Source organism: Xanthomonas sp. NCPPB 3761, assembly GCF_041475705.2.
GTDB classification, from domain to species: Bacteria; Pseudomonadota; Gammaproteobacteria; order Xanthomonadales; family Xanthomonadaceae; genus Xanthomonas; species Xanthomonas phaseoli.
Genome location: NZ_CM191262.1, coordinates 103,476 through 125,894 on the forward strand (window position 1 = coordinate 103,476; position 22,419 = coordinate 125,894).

General features: G+C 65.4%; 18 protein-coding genes and 1 pseudogene. 6 read left to right on the plus strand and 13 right to left on the minus strand.

Going from position 1 to position 22,419, the window contains the following annotated elements; genetic code table 11:
• Positions 1-11 precede the first annotated feature (11 nt).
• From ACCQ00_RS00475 to ACCQ00_RS00520, 10 genes are all read right to left on the minus strand, one after another.
• Positions 12-1,004: an AAA family ATPase gene (locus ACCQ00_RS00475; protein WP_039569747.1), complete on the minus strand. Its 993-nt coding sequence runs from the start codon at positions 1,002-1,004 to the stop codon at positions 12-14.
• A gap of 115 nt (positions 1,005-1,119) precedes the next feature.
• Positions 1,120-1,929 (minus strand): DUF4159 domain-containing protein, encoded by an 810-nt coding sequence (locus ACCQ00_RS00480; RefSeq protein ID WP_080948821.1) that lies wholly within the window; start codon positions 1,927-1,929, stop codon positions 1,120-1,122.
• Between the two features lie 12 nt (positions 1,930-1,941).
• Positions 1,942-3,276 carry a TldD/PmbA family protein gene (locus tag ACCQ00_RS00485; RefSeq protein ID WP_372354038.1) on the minus strand — a complete coding sequence of 445 codons (1,335 nt, stop codon included), beginning with the start codon at positions 3,274-3,276 and terminating at the stop codon, positions 1,942-1,944.
• A 14-nt stretch (positions 3,277-3,290) separates the two neighbouring features.
• Positions 3,291-4,925: a TldD/PmbA family protein gene (locus tag ACCQ00_RS00490; RefSeq protein ID WP_039575536.1), complete on the minus strand. Its 1,635-nt coding sequence runs from the start codon at positions 4,923-4,925 to the stop codon at positions 3,291-3,293.
• Positions 4,926-5,808: 883 nt separating this feature from the next.
• Entirely contained in the window at positions 5,809-7,437 is a 1,629-nt protein-coding gene (locus ACCQ00_RS00495; protein ID WP_039574420.1) for a TldD/PmbA family protein, read from the minus strand.
• 375 nt (positions 7,438-7,812) lie between these two features.
• Positions 7,813-8,271: a hypothetical protein gene (locus ACCQ00_RS00500; protein WP_039574423.1), complete on the minus strand. Its 459-nt coding sequence runs from the start codon at positions 8,269-8,271 to the stop codon at positions 7,813-7,815.
• A 97-nt stretch (positions 8,272-8,368) separates the two neighbouring features.
• Entirely contained in the window at positions 8,369-8,608 is a 240-nt protein-coding gene (locus tag ACCQ00_RS00505) for a hypothetical protein (protein WP_039574424.1), read from the minus strand.
• 404 nt (positions 8,609-9,012) lie between these two features.
• Positions 9,013-9,480 carry a hypothetical protein gene (locus tag ACCQ00_RS00510; RefSeq protein ID WP_052756688.1) on the minus strand — a complete coding sequence of 156 codons (468 nt, stop codon included), beginning with the start codon at positions 9,478-9,480 and terminating at the stop codon, positions 9,013-9,015.
• Positions 9,481-9,802: 322 nt separating this feature from the next.
• Positions 9,803-10,813, minus strand: a complete 1,011-nt coding sequence (locus ACCQ00_RS00515) for a class 1 fructose-bisphosphatase (protein WP_372354039.1) — start codon at positions 10,811-10,813, stop codon at positions 9,803-9,805.
• Positions 10,814-11,080: 267 nt separating this feature from the next.
• A complete protein-coding gene (locus ACCQ00_RS00520) occupies positions 11,081-12,283 on the minus strand; it encodes an amino acid aminotransferase (protein WP_039574430.1) in 1,203 nt (400 codons plus the stop codon).
• Positions 12,284-12,439: 156 nt separating this feature from the next.
• On the opposite strand from ACCQ00_RS00520, the gene ACCQ00_RS00525 reads away from it, so the two are divergent.
• Complete coding sequence (locus ACCQ00_RS00525; protein WP_039574432.1) at positions 12,440-14,578, plus strand: TonB-dependent receptor family protein; 2,139 nt, start codon at positions 12,440-12,442, stop codon at positions 14,576-14,578.
• Between the two features lie 167 nt (positions 14,579-14,745).
• Positions 14,746-15,995: pseudogene (gene xopAP / locus ACCQ00_RS00530) on the plus strand (XopAP family type III secretion system effector).
• Between the two features lie 316 nt (positions 15,996-16,311).
• Here the strand turns inward: xopAP and ACCQ00_RS00535 are convergent.
• Positions 16,312-16,491 (minus strand): hypothetical protein, encoded by a 180-nt coding sequence (locus ACCQ00_RS00535; protein WP_017157964.1) that lies wholly within the window; start codon positions 16,489-16,491, stop codon positions 16,312-16,314.
• A 184-nt stretch (positions 16,492-16,675) separates the two neighbouring features.
• On the opposite strand from ACCQ00_RS00535, the gene ACCQ00_RS00540 reads away from it, so the two are divergent.
• Positions 16,676-17,041, plus strand: coding sequence for a hypothetical protein (locus tag ACCQ00_RS00540; RefSeq protein ID WP_228508045.1), 366 nt, complete (start codon positions 16,676-16,678; stop codon positions 17,039-17,041).
• Positions 17,041-18,000: a non-homologous end joining protein Ku gene (gene ku, locus ACCQ00_RS00545; protein ID WP_039574436.1), complete on the plus strand. Its 960-nt coding sequence runs from the start codon at positions 17,041-17,043 to the stop codon at positions 17,998-18,000. The genes ACCQ00_RS00540 and ku overlap by 1 nt, the downstream gene beginning before the upstream one ends.
• 367 nt (positions 18,001-18,367) lie before the next feature.
• Here ku and lldD read toward each other — a convergent pair whose 3' ends face one another.
• Entirely contained in the window at positions 18,368-19,534 is a 1,167-nt protein-coding gene (gene lldD, locus ACCQ00_RS00550) for an FMN-dependent L-lactate dehydrogenase LldD (protein ID WP_039574437.1), read from the minus strand.
• Positions 19,535-19,680: 146 nt separating this feature from the next.
• Positions 19,681-20,247, minus strand: a complete 567-nt coding sequence (locus tag ACCQ00_RS00555; RefSeq protein WP_039574440.1) for a methyltransferase family protein — start codon at positions 20,245-20,247, stop codon at positions 19,681-19,683.
• Positions 20,248-20,307: 60 nt separating this feature from the next.
• On the opposite strand from ACCQ00_RS00555, the gene ACCQ00_RS00560 reads away from it, so the two are divergent.
• Entirely contained in the window at positions 20,308-21,507 is a 1,200-nt protein-coding gene (locus tag ACCQ00_RS00560; RefSeq protein WP_039574443.1) for a sensor histidine kinase, read from the plus strand.
• Positions 21,504-22,136 (plus strand): response regulator transcription factor, encoded by a 633-nt coding sequence (locus ACCQ00_RS00565; RefSeq protein ID WP_039574445.1) that lies wholly within the window; start codon positions 21,504-21,506, stop codon positions 22,134-22,136. The genes ACCQ00_RS00560 and ACCQ00_RS00565 overlap by 4 nt, the downstream gene beginning before the upstream one ends.
• Positions 22,137-22,419: the final 283 nt, after the last annotated feature.

The window sequence follows — 22,419 nt, forward strand, 5'->3', positions numbered from 1 at the left end:
CGCGCGATGTCTCACGTCGGCAACGGCACGGCACGCAGCAATGCGGCGACCACGTCGTCGGCCGTGCGTTGTTCGGCTTCGGCGGCGAACGAGAGCAACAGGCGATGGCGCATCACCGGCGCCGCAAGCGCCACCACGTCTTCGCGGGTGGCTGCAAAGCGGCCGTGCAGCAATGCGCGCGCCTTGGACGCCAGCACCAGCGACTGCCCCGCACGTGGGCCGGCGCCCCATTTGATCCACTGGCGCACCGCGTCGCTGGCCTGCGGGCCGGGACGGCTGGCACGCACCAGGCGGTTGATCCAGGTCAGCAACTCCGCGCCCACATGCACTTGCCGCACGTGCTGCTGCAGCGCCTGCACGCTGGCCGCGTCCATCACCTTGGGCACCTGCGCGCTTGCGCTGCCGGTGGTCTGGCTGAGGATGTCGCGCTCTTCCTGTTCGCTGGGGTAATCCACGCGCACATGCAGCAGGAAGCGATCCAGCTGCGCTTCCGGCAGCGGGTAGGTGCCGGCCTGTTCGATCGGGTTTTGCGTGGCCAGCACGAAGAACGGTGCCGGCAGCGCATAGGTGGTGCCGGCATAGCTGACGGTGCGTTCGCTCATCGCTTCCAGTAATGCGGCCTGCGTCTTGGGCGGGGTGCGGTTGAGTTCGTCGGCCAGCAGCAGGTTGGTAAAGATCGGCCCCTGCTGAAAGCGGAAATGCCGATGCCCGGTGCCGTGGTCTTCTTCCAGCAACTCGGTGCCCAGGATGTCGCTGGGCATCAGGTCGGGGGTGAACTGCACGCGGCGGAACTGCAGTTCCAGCGCCTGCCCCAGCGAGCGCACCAGCAGCGTCTTGCCCAGGCCCGGCGCGCCTTCCAGCAGGCAATGGCCGCCGGCGAGCAGGCCGATCAGCAATTGCTCCACCACCGCGTCCTGGCCCACCACCGCCTGGGCCAGGGCCGCGCGCAACGTGCCCAGCTGGGAGAGCTGCGCGGCGAGGATGTCGTGGTTGGGGGCGTTCATACGGGAGATCTCGTTGGATGGCTGCTGATGTAGGAGCGCGCGTGCGCGCGATGCTTCACAGGTACATTTTCATCGCGTGCAAGCGCGCTCCTGCAGGGCGAACGACATGCGGCGATCAATTGGTCAACGCATACATCACGATGTTCACGGCGAACTTGGTGTTGTCTTCGGCCAGAAAACGCTTGTTGCGCCAGTCGTAATCCCATTCGCAGCCGTAATCCTTGTTGCTGTAGAGCACCCCGAGGCGACCATCGACGCTGATGCCCTTGAGATAATCGTGCACCAGGTCGTCGCCCCAGCCATTGAGCTCGAAACCGGTTGCCGGCGGGCCATCGGGGAAGGCGAAGAAGGCGCTGTAGAGCCGATGGTTCTTGGGCAGTTTCTGCAGCGCGCTCTTGCCGAAGATCGAGGTCATTTGCGCTTCGAACGAGGTGGCGAACAAACCATCGATATCGTGGTTGCAATCGTCCACGAACACGAAGCCGCCGTTGCGCACATAGCGCTCGAAATTGCGCCGCTCGGCCGGGTTGAACTCCACCAGCTTGTGCCCGGACAGATAGCAGAACGGCGCCTGCAACATGCGTGGGTCGGCCAGATCCAGCACATGTTCCTGCGGATCCACGCGCAGCTGGGTGTAGTCGATCAACGAGGTGATCAGGTTGGACGGCATGCGCGCATCCACATCCCAATCGCCGGAGTCGTAGCGCAACCGGGTAAACCAGAAATCGTAATTGCCACCCGCCCACGCGCGCCTCGGCAGCGCCAACGCAGCGGCGCTACCGAACAACAGGCCAAGGAAATGGCGACGCGTCGCGGACGCCGCAGAGGCCGGCAGGCCGGTAATGGGACGTGTGGGAAAAGCATCGGGCTGCGGAGAGCTTGCTTGGCTCTCCGAATCCCCAATTCCCAATCCCCAATCCCCAATCCCGGCCCTCAGTCACACCGCGTCCGACAACGAGGTAAACGTGAAGTCGCGTAGCCGCATCGGCGGAATCATCATCACGAAGTTGGATTCGTCGCCGGCCACGCGCACCGGCTTGCCCAACTCGTCGATGTTGTTGAGCATGATCACCGGCGATTCGTTGAAGCGGAAGTTCTTCACCGGATACTTGATCTGGCCGTTCTCGATGTAGAAGGTGCCGTCGCGGGTGAGCCCGGTCAGCAGCACCGTCTGCGGGTCGACCATGCGGATGTACCAGGTCCGCGTGACCAGGATGCCCTTCTCGGTGCCGCGCACCAGCTCGGCGATGTTCTTCTCGCCACCGGCCATCAACAGATTGCCTGGTTCGCCGACCGCGCGCTTGCCGTTCTTCTGCGCCCAGTAGCGCGAATACTGCAGGTTGGCGATCTTGCCGTTTTCCACGATGGACATCTTCTCGCGCGGCAGGCCTTCTTCGTCCCACGGCATCACCGCCGCACGCGGGTCCCACGGATCGGCGGTGATGTTCACGCGCGGGTCGTAGACCTGCTCGCCGAGCTTGTTGCCGCCGCCTTTCTTGGACAGGAAGCTGCGCCCCTCATCGGCGCGGCGTGCGTCGAAGAAATTCATCATGAAGGAGATCAGCCCCGCTGCCGCGGCCGGCTCCAGGATCACGGTGTACTTGCCCGGCTCCAGCGCCTTGGCTTCGGCCGAATCGCTGGCCTTGCGCATCGCAATGCGGATGTCCTGCTCGGCCTTGAAGTCGGCGGCGTCTTTCAGATTGCGGCCCACCCAGCCCGAGCCGCGGCCGTCTTCGGTGCGCACGGTGCAGGTGTAGTCGAAGCGCGCACCGCGCTGGTAACCGAAGTTGCCCTTGCTGTTGGCGAATGCGGTAAAGCTCTGGCCATCTTCCAGGAAGCCTGCGGCGATCAGGCCCTTGCCCTTGCACGGGGCGATCGAATCGGCCGCCACCTGCGCGCGGAACGCCGGATCGACCGCTGCGTTGGATTCGCTGAAGGTGGGGCTGGGCCTGTAGGTCTGCTTGTCGACCGCCGGCATGAACTCCGGATTTTCCGGAGCCAGCCGCGCCAGGTCTTCGGCGCGACGCACCACCCGTTCCAGCGAGGCGTCGTCGAACTCGTTGATGGTGGCAACGCCCACGCGCTTGCCGAATGCCACCTGCACCTGCAGGTCGGTGTTGTCGACGATGCCGCTGGTGGAAACGTTGTTGAGCGCAAAACGGATATTGCCGTCGATCGAGCCGGTGAGTGTGGCGGTGCACTCGTCGGCCTTGGAGAGCTTGATGACCTTGTCCAGAATGATCTTGGCCTGCGCTTCGGTAAGGATGCTCATGTGGGTTTCTCCTGTCAGCCGAGCGAGCGGGCGGTGCTGATGACGTTGATGCCATCGAAGCGGGCGGTGGACGAACCATGCGAGACCGCCGAGACCTGGCTCGGCTGGCCCTTGCCGTCGAAGAACGAGCCGCCCAGGCGGTAGTCGCGTTGATCGGCCACGGCGCTGCAGGCGTTCCAGAATTCCGGCGTGCGGATCTGGTAGGCCACGTCTTCGAGCATGCGGGTGATGGCGCCGTTCTTGATCTCGTAGAACAGCTGGCCACCGAACTGCGCGTTGTAGCGCTGCTGGTCGATGGAAAACGAGCCATCGCCGATGATGTAGATGCCGTTTTCCACGTTCTTGATCAGATCGCTCACGCTCAGCGGCGTCTTGCCGGCGGCCAGCGACACATTGGCCATGCGCTGGAACTGCACGCTCGACCACGAGTCTGCGTAGCAGCAACCATCGGAGGCGGTCTTGCCCAGGATATGCGCCTGATCGCGGATGGCCTGGTAGTCCACCAGCTTGCCGTCGCGGATCAGGTCCCACTGCTTGGTCTTGACGCCCTCATCGTCGTAGCCCACCGCGCCCAGGCTGCCTGCCTGCGTCTTGTCGGCGAGGATATGCACCTTGTCGCTGCCGTACTGGAAGCCGGCCTTGAGCTTGTCCAGCGTGGCGAAGCTGGTGCCGGCGTAGTTGGCTTCGTAGCCGAGCACGCGGTCCAGCTCCAGCGGATGGCCCACCGATTCGTGGATGGTGAGCCAGGTGTGCGAGGGGTCCAGCACCAGGTCGTACTTGCCCGGCTTCACCGACGGCGCCTTGAGCTTTTCCTGCGCCTGTTTGGCGGCAGCGATGGCGTCTTCCTTCATGTCGTAGGACAGGCCGTAATTGACCACGCCGTTGGGCGAGACGAACTTGCCGGAGGCGGCGCCATCCAGATATTCGTAGCCCAGGCTCATCGGCGCGGACAGGCCATCGCGGGTGCGGAACTTGCCGCTGGCCTTGTCGATCGCGGTCACGCTCATCGGCGCCCAGATGCGGTGCACATCCTGGTCGATGTTGGAGCCGTCGGTGCTGGCGAAATACTTCTGCTCGTTGACCACGAACAGCATCGAGTTGACGAAGTTGGCGCCAGCCGCGGTGGCTGCGGCGTTGACGCCGAGCAGCAGGTCCACCTTGTCCTTGATCGGCACTTCCATGGCGTTCTTCTTGATCGGCGTCTTCCAGCTCACCTCGCCCACGCCCGGCGTCGGCGCCAGTTGCACCGGCGTGCCCTGCACCTTGGCATTGGCCTTGGCGATCGCCGCCGCCTGCGCGGCAGCCTTGGCCACGCCTTGTTCGGTCAGCTCGTTGGTGGCGGCAAAGCCCCACGCGCCGCCCACGATGACGCGGATGCCGGCACCGATGGACTCAGTGTTGACCACGTTCTGCACCTTGTCCTCGCGGGTGATCACGAACTGGCGCAGATAGCGGCCGATGCGCACATCGCAATAGCTGGCGCCGGCCTGGCGCGCAGCGTTCAAGCCGGCATCGGCCAGGCGTTTCTTGCGGCCCGCATCGAAGGGTGTCAACAACTGCTCGGCGGCAATCGCCTTGCCGAAATAGGCCGGCACGATCAGCCCGCCCATGGTCAGCCCGGTGAGGGCCAGGAAATCACGTCGCTGCACGGGCAACTCCCCAATAGTCCCGCGCGGCGCGCAGGTGGTGTGGTGACACGCACATGGCTCTGCGCGCGGTATCCACCGATTCTTGCCGGCCGATGAATGCTGCGTCAAATGACTTTCGGCAGGGGTGCGTGTGCAAACGTTGGCCCGTACGAAGCCGGTGGCACTCCCGGCTTGCGTTGATGTGTGGCGGGCGCGGCTGGCGGTGTGCGAGGACTGTTGCAGCGCGTTGGATACGCAGACTGGTGTCTTCTCAGCAAAGCCGAGCAACAAAGAGCTTTACCAGACCACCGACCAACTGTCTGGCGCGGTGAGGCACCGTGCCTTCGACTGACCAGGGTCGGCGCATGCCAAGCGATTGCAACAGATGAAATCGTGGCGTTTGGATGCCTGCGGAAACTCAGGTGCAGAGCGGAGGATCTGTGCGCTCGCTGCAGGGCCCTTACCCGCCCCCCCTTGCGGGATACGCTGCAAGTACGTCCATGCAAGCTCCGTGGCGGCATGCATGCCGCCACGGGTCCTTCGACGGTGGGCGGGCAAGGGCCAGTCGCGTTGATCGGTGCGCACAGGTTTGAACAAGCGATCACCACATTAGCGACGCAGCGTCTTTGCTCTTCAACAAACCACCAGCCAACTGTCTGGCGCGGTGATTGCGGGACCGTTGGCGGTATGGATGCCGCCATCGAGCCCCATGGACGGGTTCACGGCGTGTCCCGCGAGCGGTGAGGACACCGCGCACTCGACCAACAGAGTTTGATCCAACAGGCAACCAAATAAAGCGACATTTTCGCGTGCTTCGAAGCGACATGACGATGCGGATGCACCATCTGCACAAAAACCAAGCCAGTTTCAACCAAGCCACCTGCCATCCAACGGTTGGCTGGCCTCACCCCAACGAACGCGCGGTATTGATCACGTTGATGCCATCGAAACGCGCAGTAGACGCACCATGCGACACCGCCGAGACCTGGCTGGGCTGACCCTTGCCATCGAAGAACGAGCCGCCCAGGCGGAAATCGTGTTGATCGCACACCGCGCTGCAGGCATTCCAGAATTCCGGCGTGCGGATCTGGTAGGCGCCATCTTCCACCAGGCGGGTGACCTGGCCATTTTCGATCTCGTAGAACAGCTGTCCGCCGAACTGCGCGTTGTAGCGCTGCTGATCGATCGAATACGAACCGCGCCCATGGATGTACAAGCCGCGCTCCACGTTCTTGATCATGTCGGCAACTGCCAACGGCATCTTGCCTGGCGCCAGCGACACATTGGGCATGCGTTGGAATTGCACGTTCGACCACGAATCGGCGTAGCTACAACCATCCGACGCGGTCTTGCCGAGCAGGTGCGCCTGATCGCGCGTGCACTGGTAGTCGACCAGGATGCCGTCCTTCACCAGTTCCCACTGCTTGGTCTTCACCCCTTCATCGTCGTAGCCCACCGCGCCCAGGCTGCCCGGCTGCGTCTTGTCGGCGACGAAGGTCACCGCATCGCTGCCCCAGCGGAACTTGGCATCGCGCTTGTCCAGGGTAGCGAAACTGGTGCCGGCGTAGTTGGCCTCGTATCCCAGCACGCGATCGAGCTCCAGCGGATGCCCCACCGATTCGTGGATGGTGAGGAACAGATTGCTCGGGTCGATCACCAGATCGTACTTGCCTGCCTTCACCGACGGCGCGGTGAGTTTGGCGCGTGCCTGCTTGGCCGCGGCGATCGCGTCCTCACGCGCATCGTAGCTGTGCCCGTAACCGATCAGCCCGCCTGGCAGCGGGTGCTTCTGGCTGGCATCGCCATCCAGATATTCGTAGCCCATGCCCATCGGCGAGGACAGTCCGTCGCGGGTGCGGAACTTGCCGCTGGCCTTGTCCACTGCGGTAACGGTGAACGGCAGCCACAACCGGTGCACGTCCTGATCGATATAGGAGCCATCGCTGCTGGCAAAATATTTTTGCTCATTGATCGCAAACATGCGCGAGGCCACGAAGGTTGCACCGGCATTGAGCGCAGCGGCGTTGACGTCCATCAGCAGTGCCACCTTGTCCTGCAGCGGCACTTCCATGGCGTTCTTCCTGATCGGCGTCTTCCAGCTGACCTGTCCGGCCGGCGTCACCGGCGCCAGCTGCACCGGCGTGCCGCCCAAGCGCGCATTTGCCTTGGCAATGACCACCGCCTGCCGCGTGGCGGTGGCCACACCATCGCTGGTCAGCGTGTTGGTGGCCGCGAACCCCCAGGCGCCATCGGCCAGCACGCGCACGCCCACGCCGCTGGATTCGGCATTGACCACGTTCTCCACCTGCGCCTCGCGGGTGATCACGAACTGACGCAGATAGCGCCCCACGCGCACATCGCAATAGCTGGCACCGGCGGCCTTGGCGGTGGTGAGCGCGGCATCGGAAAGGCGGCGGTTGCGTGCGGCATCCACTGGCGCAAGCAACTGCTCGGCGGCGATCAGCCGCGTATTGGGCAGCAGCAGCCCGGCGGCACCGATGCCGGACAGGGTGAGGAAGGTACGACGGTCCACGGCGGTTCTCCATTGAAGACGCGCGACACGGCCCCGCCGTGCCAGCCCTCGAGACTGGCCGTTGTGTGCGCTGGCGGTCAAGGGGCAATGGCAAGACGCCGAGAGGTGTGAGGCGAGCGCATCCGGTAGCGAGGCCGATGACCCACCACAACCTGCCCAGCAGGTGGCGATCGTCAAGCGTAGCGATGGCGCGTAGCACGCTCGTTGGCACGGTTGCCGATGCTGGCGACCGCGCTTTGCGCCCAACAAGATCTGCCTGATCAAGCGGGTGCCATGCCGATGTGCATTCCGGCATTTTGCGCCGCGCGAGCATCCGTCAGTCCCGCCTGTTTGCCTTTGACGGTGCGCAGCAGGCAACACCGCCACCCGTTGCGGCTAGGTGTTCTTAGGGTGTTTTCTGGCGCGCTGATACAGCCAGCCAGCGAAGGCCGCCCAGACAATGGTGGATCCGAAAAATAGCGGCGCAGATTTTGAAGAACGGGTCAGATCCGGGAAAAAGCCAGCCCAATAAATGTAGCAGTCGACGATAGCTGCACTGACTGCCCCCGCCAACGCCGCGTCGCGAGGACGCGCGGACTTCAGCGCGGGAATCCAGTGCAAGACGGGCACGCCCACCATCAAGAATGCAGGCAACCCCATCACGAATGACGTAACAAAAAAGATAAAAAGAACGACAAAACCGCCAAAAAAAAGGAACGGGATGAACAGGACGATGCCACTGAAAAATGAGGCGGCGAAGCACGCGTATATCGCGGCGGCGATAATCTTCAATCCCGCCTTCGTCAGCTGTGCCACGGTCAGCAGCAGCGTATTGCGCTGCAGCGGCTCCGTCATGCCTGCCGCATCGCAATCAAGGCCATGCTGGGAATCAATGTCAGCGCTCCACTGAGGAGGCGGTTGCTGCCACCAAGCCTGATTGCCTGGCGCGGCCTCACGCTGCCAGGTTGGAAGTTGCGATCAGATCCCCTTTGCTGAAATGTTCCCGGCCGGGATGAAAGAGCGCCGGGTGTGGCCAGGTAAATGCCGCTGTCGTGCTGACGAACACGAGTGGTTTGCCTTTCGGGCCGTATTCGATCACGAAACCGGCCAATTCCAACCCCAACGACGGCAGGACACCGCTGTTGTGACGCCAAAAGACGGCACGGGCTGCCTGTCCAGGTGTCCAATACACGTGTTTGGGATCGCCGCTGAATCGCGATATGTCCTGGAACCTGGCCGCGATGATGTCGGACGGCCCGATCGAGATAGCGCAAGCGCCCCCGGTGAAACGCGCACAACGGCGCACCGCGATGACGGAGCTGGTTGATTGCAAGGCTACCGGCAGGCAGCGAGTCTGCGGCGATTTCCTCGATAGGCCCCATGACCGCTTCGACCTCGGCAACTTGCGCTTGCGTCATGTCGAACTCGAGTGGTCCCACGCCGCCATTGGAAGTGCTAGTGCAGAGTGCCATCAGGGTGATCTTCCAGCCTCTTCACTGTCTGGAGCGCACAACGCGGCCTGGGAGGCGAGCCGTCGAACTACACCGGCGCCTCGAAAACCACGTCGCGCCGTGAATGGGCACGACGTGGTGTTGCTTACCTGCTCTGACTCGGCGCGCGATTGAAATAGGCCGTGCGCATCATCGGGTTGCCATCTTTGAAATACGCTTCGATTTCGGTCATGACTTTGCCATCGGCGCTGACCGTATAGGTGCGGGTGGAGGCGGGGACGCCTTGATACATCAGCTGCATCACCAGTACACCGGGCTCTGGCATTTTGACCGCGGCGCGGTCCACCAGATATGTACCGGACGCCCGACCCGGGGTGCCATCCAGCAGTAGCGTGGATTGCGCTTGCAGCTTCGTATCGTCGTGTTCGACGATTTCGGCATGGGTTGCCCACTTGTTGCCCGAGACCTGCTTGAACTGCAAAACGACACGTTTGGGGCGTACAGCTTCCGGCATCGGAAGGCTGCTGGTGTCCAGCAGCCAGGTTCCGACCAGTGGCGATGCGGGGGTCGGCGCGGAGAATGCGGGGGTGGCCTGCAACAGGACGGCAGCCACCAGTGCAACGCGTGCGGTTTTCATGAGAACTCCCTGATCCAGACGTGATCCTTGCGGGCAGTCGGCCGACTGTTGCAAGGCAGTGCGATTGGAATCGACTTCGCGTAGACCGTCCGGCTCCGGCTCCGGCCCGAGGGCGATACTCACTGCTGCCACGTGTGGAGTCAAATGACGACCCTTGAAGACATATCGCACCGGCGGCCCTCGTTTCCCATCGTCTGATGGGCGCTGCAATCAGCGGGCGCCATGAACCAAGACACCCGCACTAGGCGGGTGTCTTGTGGAATCCAGTGTGCATGCCTTGCCAGCTGCACTCGCAGCCCTACGCCTTATCGGCATCCAGGTGATAGCGCGTGGCCTCGGCTACTTCGTTCTTCGAGCCCAGGAACACCGGTACGCGCTGGTGCAATTGTGTGGGCTGGATCTCCAAGATGCGTTCGCGCCCGGTGGTGGCCGCGCCGCCGGCCCGTTCCACCAGCATGCTCATCGGGTTGGCTTCGTACATCAGGCGCAGCTTGCCCGGCTTGGAGGCGTCCTTCTTGTCCCAGGGGTAGATGAAGATGCCGCCGCGGGTGAGGATGCGGTGCACGTCGGCCACCATGCTGGCGATCCAGCGCATGTTGAAATCCTTGCCGCGGGCGCCCTCCTTGCCGGCCAGCAGGTCGCCCACGTAGGCCTGCATTGCCGGTTCCCAGTGGCGTTGGTTGGACATGTTGATGGCGTATTCGGCGGTGTCTTCGGGCACGCGCATGTTGGCCTGGGTCAGCAGGAAGCTGCCTTCCTCGCGCTCCAGCGTAAAGGCGTGGGTGCCGTGGCCCAGCGTGAGCACCAGCATGGTGCTGGGGCCGTAGATGCAGTAGCCGGCAGCGACCTGTTGGGTGCCCGGCTGCAGGAAGTGCTCATCGCCCGGCTTTTCCGTGCCCTTTGGCGCGCGCAGCACCGAGAAGATGGTGCCCACCGAGACATTGACGTCGATGTTGGAACTGCCGTCGAGCGGGTCGAACAACAGCAGGAAATCGCCGCTGGGGTATTGGTCGGGCACCGGCTGGCTGTGGTCCATTTCTTCGGACGCGCACGCGGCCAGATGGCCGCCCCAGGCATTGGCTTCCAGCAGGATGTCGTTGCTCAGCACATCGAGCTTTTTCTGTGCTTCGCCCTGCACGTTGCCGGTACCGGCATCGCCGAGCACGCCGCCCAGGGCGCCCTTGCTCACGGCGATGGAGATGCGCTTGCAGGCGCGCGAGACGATGGTGATCAGCTGGCGCAATTCCGCATCGATACGGCCGGCGTGTTGCTCTTCGATCAGGAAGCGGGTCAGCGAGGGACGCGACATGGGAACGGGCAGCCTGTGTAGGAAGTGGGCCGCCATTGTCGCCATTGCCGCGTTAGATTTCGATCACTTGATGCGCGGTTTGCATCGCCGGTGATCGAATATGTGCGAATGGGGCCGGTGATGGCGATGCTTGCCCCCATCCGCCCTTCGGGCACCTTCCCCCGTAGACGGGGGAAGCAAGCGGCGTCGCCGGGCAAAAAGAAACCGGGAGGCGTGCGCGCTCCCGGTTTGCAGTCCTTCCCTGCAGCTGCGTGCAGCGGCGGACGCTTACACCCGGCTGACAGTGGCCACGGCCTGGGCCACGTAGTCCAGGTTGCGCTGGCTCAGTGCGGCCACGCAGATGCGGCCAGTGCCGACGGCGTAGATCGCGAATTCGTCGCGCAGGCGGTCCACCTGCGTGCGGGTCAGGCCTGAGTACGAAAACATGCCGGCCTGGCGCTGGATGAAGTCGAATTCCGGCGCACCCAGCGTGGCGAGTTTTTCCACCAGCCCGGCGCGCAGGGAATGGATGCGCTCGCGCATTTCGGTCAGTTCCTGCTCCCACAGATCGCGCAGCTCCGGGCTGGTCAGCACGCCGGCCACCAGTGCGGCGCCGTGCGTGGACGGGCTGGAGTAGATCGTGCGAATGATGCGCTTGACCTGCGACTGCACGGCCTTGGCTTCGGCGGCGGTGGCCGAGACCACCGACAGCGCGCCCACGCGCTCGCCATACAGCGAGAACGACTTGGAGTAGGAGCTGGCCACCACGTAGCTGTCGATGCCTTCGGCCGCCAGCAGGCGCACCGCGTAGGCATCGGCCTCGATACCCTGGTCGAAGCCCTGGTAGGCGATGTCGACGAACGGGAACAGGTTGCGTTCCTTCAACAGCCCGGCCACCTGCTTCCACTGCTCGCGGCTCAGGTCCGCGCCGGTGGGGTTGTGGCAGCAGGCGTGCAGCAACACCACGGTGCCCGGCTCCAGCGTGGCCAGGTCGGCGAGCATGCCGTCGAAGTTCAGGCCATGGCTGGCGGCATCGAAGTAGGTGTAATCGACAACCTCGAAACCGGCCGCGCCGAACACTGCGCGATGGTTTTCCCAGCTGGGGTTGCTGATGGCGATGGTGGCGGTGGGCAGCAGCTTCTTGAGCAGGTCGGCACCCACGCGCAATGCGCCGCTGCCGCCCACGGTCTGCGAGGTCGCCACGCGGCCGGAGGTCACCAGCGCAGAGTCGGCGCCGAACAGCAGCTCCTGGGTGGCCTTGTCGTATGCAGCCAGGCCGTCGATGGGCAAATAGCCGCGCGGTTTGGCGTCTTGCGCCAGCTGCTGCTCGATCTTGTGCACGGCGCGCAACAGCGGGATGCGCCCGTTCTCGTCGTAATAGATGCCCACGCCCAGGTTGACCTTGTTGGGGCGGCTGTCGGCGTTGTAGGCCTCGGTCAGGCCCAGGATGGGGTCGCCTGGAACCTGTTCCACGTTTGCAAAGAAGGACACGGCAAGACTCGCTGAAGGACGAAAGAGTGGGGTACTTCCGGATCGTTGGCCGCTGCTGGGCCAAACCAACTCATCGTAGCAGCCCATGGCCGGCGTAGCATGCTTCGTTCCGTACGCAACAATGCACTGACAGTACGGATGAGGGACACTAGATGCATGTCCAGACTCACCTTGTTGGCCGCCGCCTGCGGCCTGTTCGCCACGGGCGCCACATCGCCCGTCCTGGCCGCTGATCCGGCGCCGCCCGCCGCCACCCCGATCCAGCGCCTGCCCACCGTGCAGGTGGACGCCGCGCGTGTGCGCGGGGTGGACGACTTCGACCTGCCGGCCTCGTTCACCGTGGTGGCGGCCGATGACGACAACCGCCGCGGCGCGCAGGTCTCCGAGTTGCTGGACGGCATCCCCGGGCTGGTGGCGCGCGACCGCCAGAACTACGCGCAGGACACCCAGCTGTCGATCCGCGGCTTCGGCGCGCGCTCCACCTTCGGCGTGCGCGGGGTGCGCCTGCTGGTGGACGGCATCCCGGCCAGCATGCCCGATGGCCAGGGCCAGCTGTCGCACTTCAACGTGCTGGGCGCGCAGCGGGTGGAAGTGCTGCGCGGACCGTTTTCGGCGTTGTACGGCAATTCCTCCGGCGGCGTGCTGCAGCTGTGGAGCGCCGACGGCCAGCCGGACGACCCGTGGCGGCTGCGCGCCACCTATGGCAGCAACGCCACCGTCAATGTCGGTGCGCAATTGCTCGGCCAGCAGGGCGCGGTGCACTACAACGTGGCGGCCAATCATTTCGACACCGATGGCTTCCGCGCCCATAGCCGCGCCAGGCGCGAGTCGGTCAATGCCAAGCTGGGTTTTGATCTCGCCGAAGGCCGCCGGCTGGACCTGGTGCTCAATTATCTGGACGCACCCGATGCCCAGGATCCGCTCGGTCTGACCCGCGCCCAGTTCAACGCCGACCCGGCGCAAGCCACCTCGGTGGCCACCCAGTTCAACACCCGCAAATCGGTGCGTCAGTCGCAGGCCGGTGCGATCTTCACCCAGCAATGGGACAACCAGACGTTGCGCTTGATGGCCTATGGCGGGCAGCGCAGCGTGGAGCAGTTCCTGGCGATCCCGGTGGCGGTGCAGCGCAACCCGCTGCATTCGGGTGGCGTGATCGATCTGGACAGCAATTACGACGGTGCCGACGCGCGTTGGGCCTGGCAGGGCGACGCGCTGGGCCGGCCCCTGCAGCTGACCGTCGGCGCCAATGTCGACCGCCAGCGCCAGCATCGCACCGGTTACGAAAACTTCCTCGGCGATACGCTGGGCGTCAAGGGCGCACTGCGCCGCAACCAGCGCGACCAGGTCGAGAACGTGGACCAGTTTGCGCAACTGTGGTGGCAGTGGAGCGAGCGTTGGTCGGCACTGCTGGGCGTGCGCCATAGCCAGGTGCGCTTCGACTCGGACGACCACTACATCGTCGGGCGCAATCCCGACGACAGCGGCCGGCGCGATTATTCGGCGACCACGCCGGTCGCCGGCATCGTGTTCCGTGCCGCGGAGGATCTGCGTTTCTACGCCTCGGTCGGACGCGGCTTCGAAACGCCCACCTTCAACGAACTGGGCTACCGCAGCGATGGCGGCGCCGGCCTGGCGCTGGACCTGGGCGCGGCCACCAGCCGCAACTACGAAGTGGGCAGCAAGTGGCGCGCGCAAAGCGGCGCGGCGCTGGAATTTGCGCTCTTCCGCGCCGACACCGACGACGAGCTGGCGGTGGCCAGCAATACCAACGGGCGCAGCACCTATCGCAACATCGGCGCCACCCGGCGCCAGGGTGCAGAGCTCAGCTGGCAACAGCCAATCGGTGCCGCCCAGCAGCTGCAGCTGGCCTATACCTTCGTCGATGCCACCGTGCGCGATGGCTACCTCACCTGTGCCAGCAGCGGCTGCGCCACGCCTACCGCAGTGGTGGCCATTGGTTCGCGCCTGCCGGGCGTGCCGCGCCAGCAGCTGTTTGCACGCTGGCAATGGCAGCCGGCGCAGTGGCAGTTCGCTGCCGAATCGGTGGCCTCCGGCGCCACCGTGGTCAACGACTTGGCGACCGAGCGCGCGCCGGGCTACGCGCTGGTGAACCTGGAAGCCTCGCGTCGCTGGACGACGACCTACGGCGCACTGCGCACCTTCGCACGCATCGACAATGTGCTGGACCGGCAGTACGTGGGCTCGGTCATCGTCAACGATGGCAACGGCCGCTATGACGAACCTGGCCCGGACCGCACCTACACGGTGGGCCTGCAGTGGGATTTCGCGCACTGAGTCCAGCCTGTCTGCGACGCGCAACCGCGCCTTGCCGGCTACCGTTTTTCATACAGTAGTTCGCTGCGGGCCGCTCGCCAGGCAGGGCCACGGCTAAGATCCCGGCAGACTGGTCCGGAAGCTGCGCCATGCGAACGACTGCGACGTCCCTGCCAAGTCGGCCGTCCGTGCAGTCGCCCGGCGCCGACGCCAGCGTGCCTGTCTGCGTTGCTGTCTCTGCCTGCCGCGAGCGCGACCGCGCAGGGGTTTCGCCGGCCTCGGCGCTTCGCCGGTCAGGCGTGTGCGCCAGGCGCCGCGTTCGGTCGCGGCAAACGCGACACCGTCCTCTGGCGCGCGCCTGCTGCAGATCGATGCGCAAACCTGCGATCTCGCCGCTGCGATTGCGCAGGTCGATGGTACAGTGGCGCAGTCGCCCGGGCAGGATGGGCAATGGGAGATGCACTGCTGCGTGGTGCTCGAATGCATGCGCGCCTGCGCCAGCGAAGCGTACACGGCGGATCTGGCGGCGGTCGCCGATATCGGTGGGCTCCATCTCGATGCGCCGATGTCCACGCCGCGGTTGAAACTGTGGGAGGGCGCGACGGACGAGGCGATCGTCGTGGTGCTGGGCTGTTCCGGCACGCGCCTGGATGCTGCGGACGATGTGTTATGCGACCTGAAGAGCCAAATCGCCCGGCCGCACGTCAATCTGTTGGACGAGCGCTTGCCGACGTTGGGCAATGTGGGCGCCGGCTGGCAGGAATGGTGGCAGTCCGAGGCGCAGCTGCCGCGCACCGACGGCGCTGTCATGAAGGACGTGCTGACACGTTATGCGGACCGCGCGCGGGGCAGCGGCAAGGCGCTGTCGATCTCATTGACGGGGCACAGCCTGGGCGCGGCCGTGGCCACGGTCGCCGGCTTCGATATTGCGCACTTCCTGCGTGCGGACGGGGTCAGCGGCAATGTCAGCGTGTATGCCTTCAACCCGCCACGCCTGGGGCAGGCGGGCATCGAGACGGTCTATATGGAGACACTGAAATCCAAGGACAGCGCACTGCGATTCGCGCTGCGCCAGTTCGTCCGTGCGCTGGATCCGATCCAGTCCACGCCGTTGTTCATGCATCACCCGCACTGGCACCACGACAGCGATGCTGCAGCCGCTGCCGAGCGTGACGGCAGCGGCTGCGGCGATCGCTTCGCGCAGTTCGTCACCTCTACCGACCAGCCGGCCAGCAGGATCAATCTGGCCGACAACCACGAATTGACGCTGTGGCGCCCCTATTTCCTGTCCACGATCCAACCGGCCGAGCTGCGGCGTATCTTCGCTCCCATGCAGGCGCAGCCGGCGATATCGAAAGGCTCGCGTCTTTCCCGCAGGGACCTGCTCGCTCCGTTCCTGCCGCGCCCTCGGCCATCGATCGAGAACGGGCCAGAGTGAGGCAGTGACGTCGTAGCCGATGCGTCGCCCAACATGCCTGATCTTGCTTGGCCGGTGAACGTCGCAGCGACATGCGCCGCAATGGGCGCGTTTCCCACGTTGTGCGTCTGCCAGCGCCGAACGGACAGGCGGTTGGCCGGGCATCTCGTCACGCAACGGGACGCTGCCGTCGGCCTGGCGCAGCCGCTCGGCCGATCCGCCGCGGCGCACCGGCGTGGCGCGGCGCGACAGCGAAAATCCGGCATCGCTGGCCTGGTGCCGGTTGGCTTGCGCTAAACCACCCTGCGTGCAGCCAGATCACTGCCAGGAACGCGTATCAGTCATCGCTCCCCGTGGAGGGCGCGCTTCCCGGCTTCTTGGCCGGCGTCTGATCATCGGCGGGAATCAGGCGCCCGGGCGCATCGCCAGCGCCGCGGTCTTCATAGTGTTCGGCGTCGCGCTTGCCATGCTGTTCGCCCGGCTGGGTGGGTTGGTCGCGTAAAGGGTCGCGGGACATGGTGGACTCCTGACAGCAAGATGGGCGAGCAGTTCACCGCGCCTGCGGTGAAGGGCACGCAAATCGCGTCGTGCAAGCGAATTTCTCACGCATGGCTCACGGCAGCGGCGTTACTGATGTCAGCCCCCCAATGCCGCACCGTGGAGCCGCCATGCGCCCCCAGGATCGCCGCCCCGACCGTCGCCTGTTCAGTGCCCATGTCGAGCCCGCTCCGCCCAGGCGCGCGCATCGCACTTCGCCCGTGCCGGACACCGCGGGCGTGGCGCAGGACTTCCATTGCTACAGCCTGGCCGACTACCAGCGCCGCCGCCGGCGTGGCGGGCCGACCTGGCGCGACCTATCGCCGGCCTATGCGTTCGCGCGGTTCACCCATGCCGCCGACTGGCCGCGTGGGGCCGATATCGATTGCGAGCAGGCCCTGGCTGCGCAGTGGGACAGCATGCGTGGCGCCTCGCGACTGGACTGGCCGCATGTGCGCGACATCGTCGAAGATGCCTGGCTGGCCCTGGACCACATTCCCGAAGCGGCAATTCATGGAGCAGCGCACTGATGGCACGACCGATCTGGACCGGCACCCTTTCCTTCGGCTTGCTCAACGTGCCGGTGTCGTTGATGTCGGGCGAGCGCAAGGTGGATCTGCATTTCCGGATGCTGGATTCGCGCGACAAAAAACCGATCCGCTTCGAACGCGTCAATGCCGACACCGGCGACGAGGTGCCGTGGAAGGAGATCGTCAAGGCATTCGAATACGACAAGGGCAGCTACGTCATCGTCGAAGAACAGGATATCCGCTCTGCGGCGCCGGAAAGCCATGAAACGGTCGAGGTGGAAACCTTCGTCGATGCCGCCGACATCGATCCACGCTATTTCGAAAAGCCCTACATCCTGGTGCCGGGCAAGAAGGCCGAAAAGGGCTACGTGCTCCTGCGCGAAACCTTGCGCGACACCGGCAAGGTGGGCATTGCCAAGGTAGTGATCCGCACCCGCGAGTATCTGGCGGCGGTGATGCCGCAGGGCGATGCATTGATCTTGTTGCTGCTGCGTTATCAGCAGGAGGTGGTGGACCCGCAGGACTTCAAACTGCCGGCCGGTGCGGTGGGCGAGTACCGCATCACGCCCAAGGAACAGGAGATGGCCAAGCAGCTGATCGAGTCGATGTCCGGCACCTGGCAGCCGGAGGATTACCACGACGAATTCCGCGGCAAGCTGGAAAAGATCCTGCGCAAGCGCATCCAGGAGAAGGGCGGCACGACCACCGTGGACGTCGAGCCCCCTCAGCATGAAGACGCCACTACCAACGTGGTGGACTTCATGTCGTTGCTGCAGAAGAGCCTGCAGGCCAACACGCGCACGCCAGCCAAGAAATCCAGCACGGCCGAAACGGCAAGCGCACCTGCGAAGAAAACGGCCAGCAAAAAAGCGGCGAAGAAGGCTGTCAAGAAGACCGCAGGCAAGGCGACCAAGAAGACTGCCGCCAAGAGCGCTGCACCCCGGCGCAAGGCCGGATAATCGGGCGCGCCAAGCGCACCATGCCTGGCGTGCAGCTGAGGTGGCGCACGTCCCGCAGCGATGCTGTGCACCTGGCGCCGCCAGGAGCGAGGTTGGGACTACCGGCGCCGTCCTCATCAGCCGGGCCGGTGGCGCCAGAGCAACAACACGCTGTATGAGCGTCGTTGAATGCGAGAGATCGACACCCGTTTCCGGGCTATCTGCGCCGGCAAGCGATGAGGTCAGGGTCGTTCGCCGCGTCCAGAGCGACGAAGAAAGTGCCCTGCCGCCATGCGTGCCTGACCGGTGCCTGGAATCGGCAGTGCCGCGCTGGTCTCGGCGCGCCCTGCACACCTGCCGGGCGACGGTCGCGACATTGCCAGCCGCTTCAGGGCGAGATCGTCTCTGCCCGCTCGCGCGTGACCCGGCTCAACGCGTCGGCACTGATGTCGGCGATGGACTGCGTGCCGGTCAGCGTCATCGCCACGCGCATTTCCTTTTCGATCAGGGTCAGCAGGTTTTCCACGCCGGCCTGGCCGCCAGCCGCCAGCGCGTAGACGAACGCGCGGCCCAGCAGTACCGCATCGGCACCCAGGGCCAGCATGCGCACCACGTCCAGCCCGCTGCGGATGCCCGAGTCGGCCAGGATCTTCAGCTCGCCCTTCACCGCATCGGCGATGGCCGGTAGCGCGCGTGCGCTGGACAGCACGCCGTCGAGCTGACGGCCGCCGTGGTTGGAGACCACGATGCCGTCGGCGCCGAAGCGCACCGCATCGCGTGCATCCTCCGGGTCCAGGATGCCCTTGATCACCATTGGCCCGGTCCAGAATTCGCGAATCCATTCCAGGTCTTTCCAGGCAATGGACGGGTCGAAGTTGGCGCCCAGCCAGCCGATGTAATCCTGCAGGCCGGTAGGGCTGCCGCGGTAGGCGGAGATGTTGCCCAGATCGTGCGGCTTGCCGAGCAAGCCCACGTCCCAGGCCCAGCGCGGGTGCGTCACCGCCTGCAGCATGCGCCGCAGCGCCGCGTTGGGCCCGCTCATGCCCGAGTGCGCATCGCGGTAGCGCGCGCCGGGCGTGGGCATGTCCACGGTGAACACCAGCGTGGTCACGCCCGCGGCCCTGGCCCGTTCCAGCGCATTGCGCATGAAGCCACGGTCCTTGAGCACATAGAGCTGGAACCACATCGGCCGTTCGATGGCCGGCGCCACTTCCTCGATCGGGCACACCGACACCGTGGACAGGGTGAACGGGATCCCGCGCGCGGCCGCCGCACGGGCGGCCTGCACTTCGCCGCGGCGTGCATACATGCCGGTGAGGCCGACCGGCGCCAATGCCACCGGCATCGCCAGGGTTTCGCCGAACAGCTCGGTGCTCAGGCGCAGATCCGACATATTGCGCAGCACCCGCTGGCGCAGCGCCACGTCGGCCAGGTCCGAGACATTGCGCCGCAAGGTGTGCTCGGCATACGCGCCGCCATCGATGTAATGGAACAGGAAGGGCGGCAGGCGTGCTTCGGCGGCGGCGCGGTAATCGGAAGCGGCGGAAATGATCATCGAAGACGGCACGGCAGCGGCGGGGGAGCCGCCGAGTGTAAGACGATCGGTGGAGCCGGTGGGTTGCCAGGCCCGCCGCGGCCGGGCCGCGAGATTGCGGGGCGTCTCGATGCCTGGCGTTGCCGCCTGCCGCACAGTCGCTGGCCTCACCACACCAGTGGCAGCAGGCGCCGGCTCTGCTTCGCATACGCCGGGTAAGCCACCGGAAACGCGCGCCGCAACGCGGCCTCTTCGATGCGAATGCGGTGCAGGAACACCCAGGTCACCGGCACCACGATCGCCATCACCGACAACGCATTGCCCATGCCCAGCGCCAGCCCGTAAAAGGCCAGCAGCGCGCCGGTGTACGACGGGTGCCGCAGCCAGCGATACGGGCCGCGACGCACCAACTGGTGATCGGGCTGGATGGTCACATCCACCGTGAACCAGCGCGCCAGCACCTGGATGGCCCACACGCGCAACGCCAGCCCGCTACCGATCAAGGCGCAGCCGGCCCACTGCAGCGACGCATCCCAGCCCTGCGGCCAGTGCGCCAGGCCGCTATAGGCCAGCACCACCGCAACAGCGACTGCTGCAGACAGCACCCGCCACAGGTGTTTCAGGGTGCCTTGATCGTGCACGCCACCATCGCTGGCGCGGCGACGACGGCTGAGCAGCAGCTCATAGCCACCCCAGACCAGGTTGAGCGCAACAAACAGACTGGAAGCAGACATGGTGTGACTCCGTGGCAACGCGGTGAGTGGATGAGGCCAGTCTGCGCGCGCACCACGCCCGTGCCAGGGGCCGCAGGTCATCGATCCCACCTGCCAGAAGTCACCTTCTGCCTGCGCACCATTGCCGAGCGCCTGCATGGCGGTCAGCATCGCCGCATGAACTCTTCCTTCTGCCACCTGTTACATCCGCTGCGTCTGGCCGCTGCGTTCACCATTGCCGCGGTCGCACTGTCGTTCATGCCCGATGCCTCTGCCCACGGTGCCTGGCGCTGGGGCGCGCTGGCCGGCTTCACCGCATTGTTCGTGTTGCACACCGTGTTGCCGCAAACGCATGCGCTGCGCACGGTGGCCACCCTGCTGCAAGCGGTGTTGGCATTGCTGCTGGTCTGGATCGAGCCGCGTGCCGGCACCGCGCCGGTCCTGCTGGTGATGCTGGTGGCGCAGGCGGGCATGACCTGGCCGCCGTTGCGCGTGCTGCTGCTGGCGCTGGCGTTGAATGCGGGCATGTACGCGGTGCTGGTGCACGCAGGCTTCGATCGCGCCTTGTTGATCGTGAGCATCTATGCCGGCTTCCAGGCCTTCGCCGCACTCACCGCGCATTACGCCCGCAGTGCCGAGCGGGCGCGCGACGCCTTGGCCTACGTCAACGCCGATCTGCTGGCTACCCGCGCGTTGCTGGCCGACAGTGCGCGCGATGCCGAGCGTTTGCGGCTGGCGCGCGAGTTGCACGATGTGGCCGGGCACAAGCTCACCGCCATGCGCATCAACCTGCGCCTGCTCAGCGCCGACCCGGCCCTGGCGCAGCGCGACGAGGTGGCGGTGGTGGAACAGTTGTCGGCCGAACTGCTGTCGGACATCCGCAACGTGGTGCAATCGCTGCGCGACGACCAGGGCCTGGACCTGCAGACTGCCTTGCGTGCACTGGCCGCCCCGTTCCCGCGCCCGGCGCTGCGCCTGCAGATCGATGCCGAGGTGCGTGTCACCGATGCGCGCGTGGCCGAGCTGCTGCTGCGGCTGGTGCAGGAGGCACTGACCAACGCCGCGCGGCATGCCGACGCCGATGAAGTGGCCGTGCACCTGCATTGCGCAGGCGCACAGTTGCACGTGGACATCTGCGACGATGGCCGCCGCGCCGAGCGCATCCGCGAAGGCAACGGCATTACCGGCATGCGCGAACGCCTGGCCGCATTGCACGGCCAGCTGGACCTTGGCCGCACGCCCACCGGCGGCATGCACCTGATCGCGAGACTACCGGTATGAGTTCACGTCGTATTGCCCTGGCCGACGACCAGATCCTGGTGCGCGCCGGCCTGCGCGAGCTGCTGCAGCAGCAGGGCGTGGAGGTGGTGTGCGAAGCCGACGACGGCCAGGGCCTGCTGGATGCGCTGGCCATCCATACGGTGGACGTGGTGCTCAGCGACATCCGCATGCCCGGCCTGGACGGCATCCAGGCACTGGAGCACCTGCGCGCCCGCGGCGACCGCACCCCGGTGCTGCTGCTCACCACCTTCGACGACAGCGACCTGCTGCTCCGCGCCAGCGAGGCCGGTGCGCAGGGCTTCCTGCTCAAGGACGCCGCCCCGGAAGACCTGCGCGAGGCGATCGAGCGCATTGCCGCAGGCGACACCTTGCTGCAACCGGTCAGTACCGACCCGGTGCGCGCCCGCTACCAGTTCCGCGACCAGCAGGCCCCGCGGGAGACCTTCAACGAACGCGAGGTGGCGATCCTGCGCCTGCTGGCCGGAGGCTATTCCAACAAGGAAATCGCCCGCACCCTGTTCCTGGCCGAAGGCACGGTGAAGAACTACGTCTCCACCATCCTGGAAAAGCTGGGCACCCGCGACCGCACGCGGGCGGTGTTGAAGGCGATCACGTTGCGGGTGATTTGAGGGCGGGGAATGGGGAATCGGGAATCGGGAATCGGGAATCGGGATTTGAGATTGGGGATTGGGGATTCGAGATTGGGGATTCGGAAAAGCGGGCAGGTGGGGATCGGATCGGAAAGCCCTAGAGCTAAAGAGAACCTAAGCCCCTCTCCCCCCGGGAGAGGGGTTGGGGTGAGGGTACGGCGGCAGACAGCCAACCCGGACAAGCCCAGCCATCACCTGAACTGCAGTCGGTCTCACCGGCGAATTCTGCCTGACATCCCAGACCGTGCGCAGCCTTGCACCG

Excerpts from the sequence above, each read along its gene's own strand:
- ACCQ00_RS00475 (WP_039569747.1), bottom strand. The coding sequence starts at position 1,004 with ATGAACGCCCCCAACCACGACATCCTCGCCGCGCAGCTCTCCCAGCTG.
- ACCQ00_RS00485 (WP_372354038.1), bottom strand. The coding sequence starts at position 3,276 with ATGAGCATCCTTACCGAAGCGCAGGCCAAGATCATTCTGGACAAGGTC.
- ACCQ00_RS00500 (WP_039574423.1), bottom strand. The coding sequence starts at position 8,271 with ATGACGGAGCCGCTGCAGCGCAATACGCTGCTGCTGACCGTGGCACAG.
- ACCQ00_RS00515 (WP_372354039.1), bottom strand. The coding sequence starts at position 10,813 with ATGTCGCGTCCCTCGCTGACCCGCTTCCTGATCGAAGAGCAACACGCC.
- ACCQ00_RS00525 (WP_039574432.1), top strand. The coding sequence starts at position 12,440 with ATGTCCAGACTCACCTTGTTGGCCGCCGCCTGCGGCCTGTTCGCCACG.
- ACCQ00_RS00535 (WP_017157964.1), bottom strand. The coding sequence starts at position 16,491 with ATGTCCCGCGACCCTTTACGCGACCAACCCACCCAGCCGGGCGAACAG.
- ku (WP_039574436.1), top strand. The coding sequence starts at position 17,041 with ATGGCACGACCGATCTGGACCGGCACCCTTTCCTTCGGCTTGCTCAAC.
- lldD (WP_039574437.1), bottom strand. The coding sequence starts at position 19,534 with ATGATCATTTCCGCCGCTTCCGATTACCGCGCCGCCGCCGAAGCACGC.
- ACCQ00_RS00555 (WP_039574440.1), bottom strand. The coding sequence starts at position 20,247 with ATGTCTGCTTCCAGTCTGTTTGTTGCGCTCAACCTGGTCTGGGGTGGC.
- ACCQ00_RS00565 (WP_039574445.1), top strand. The coding sequence starts at position 21,504 with ATGAGTTCACGTCGTATTGCCCTGGCCGACGACCAGATCCTGGTGCGC.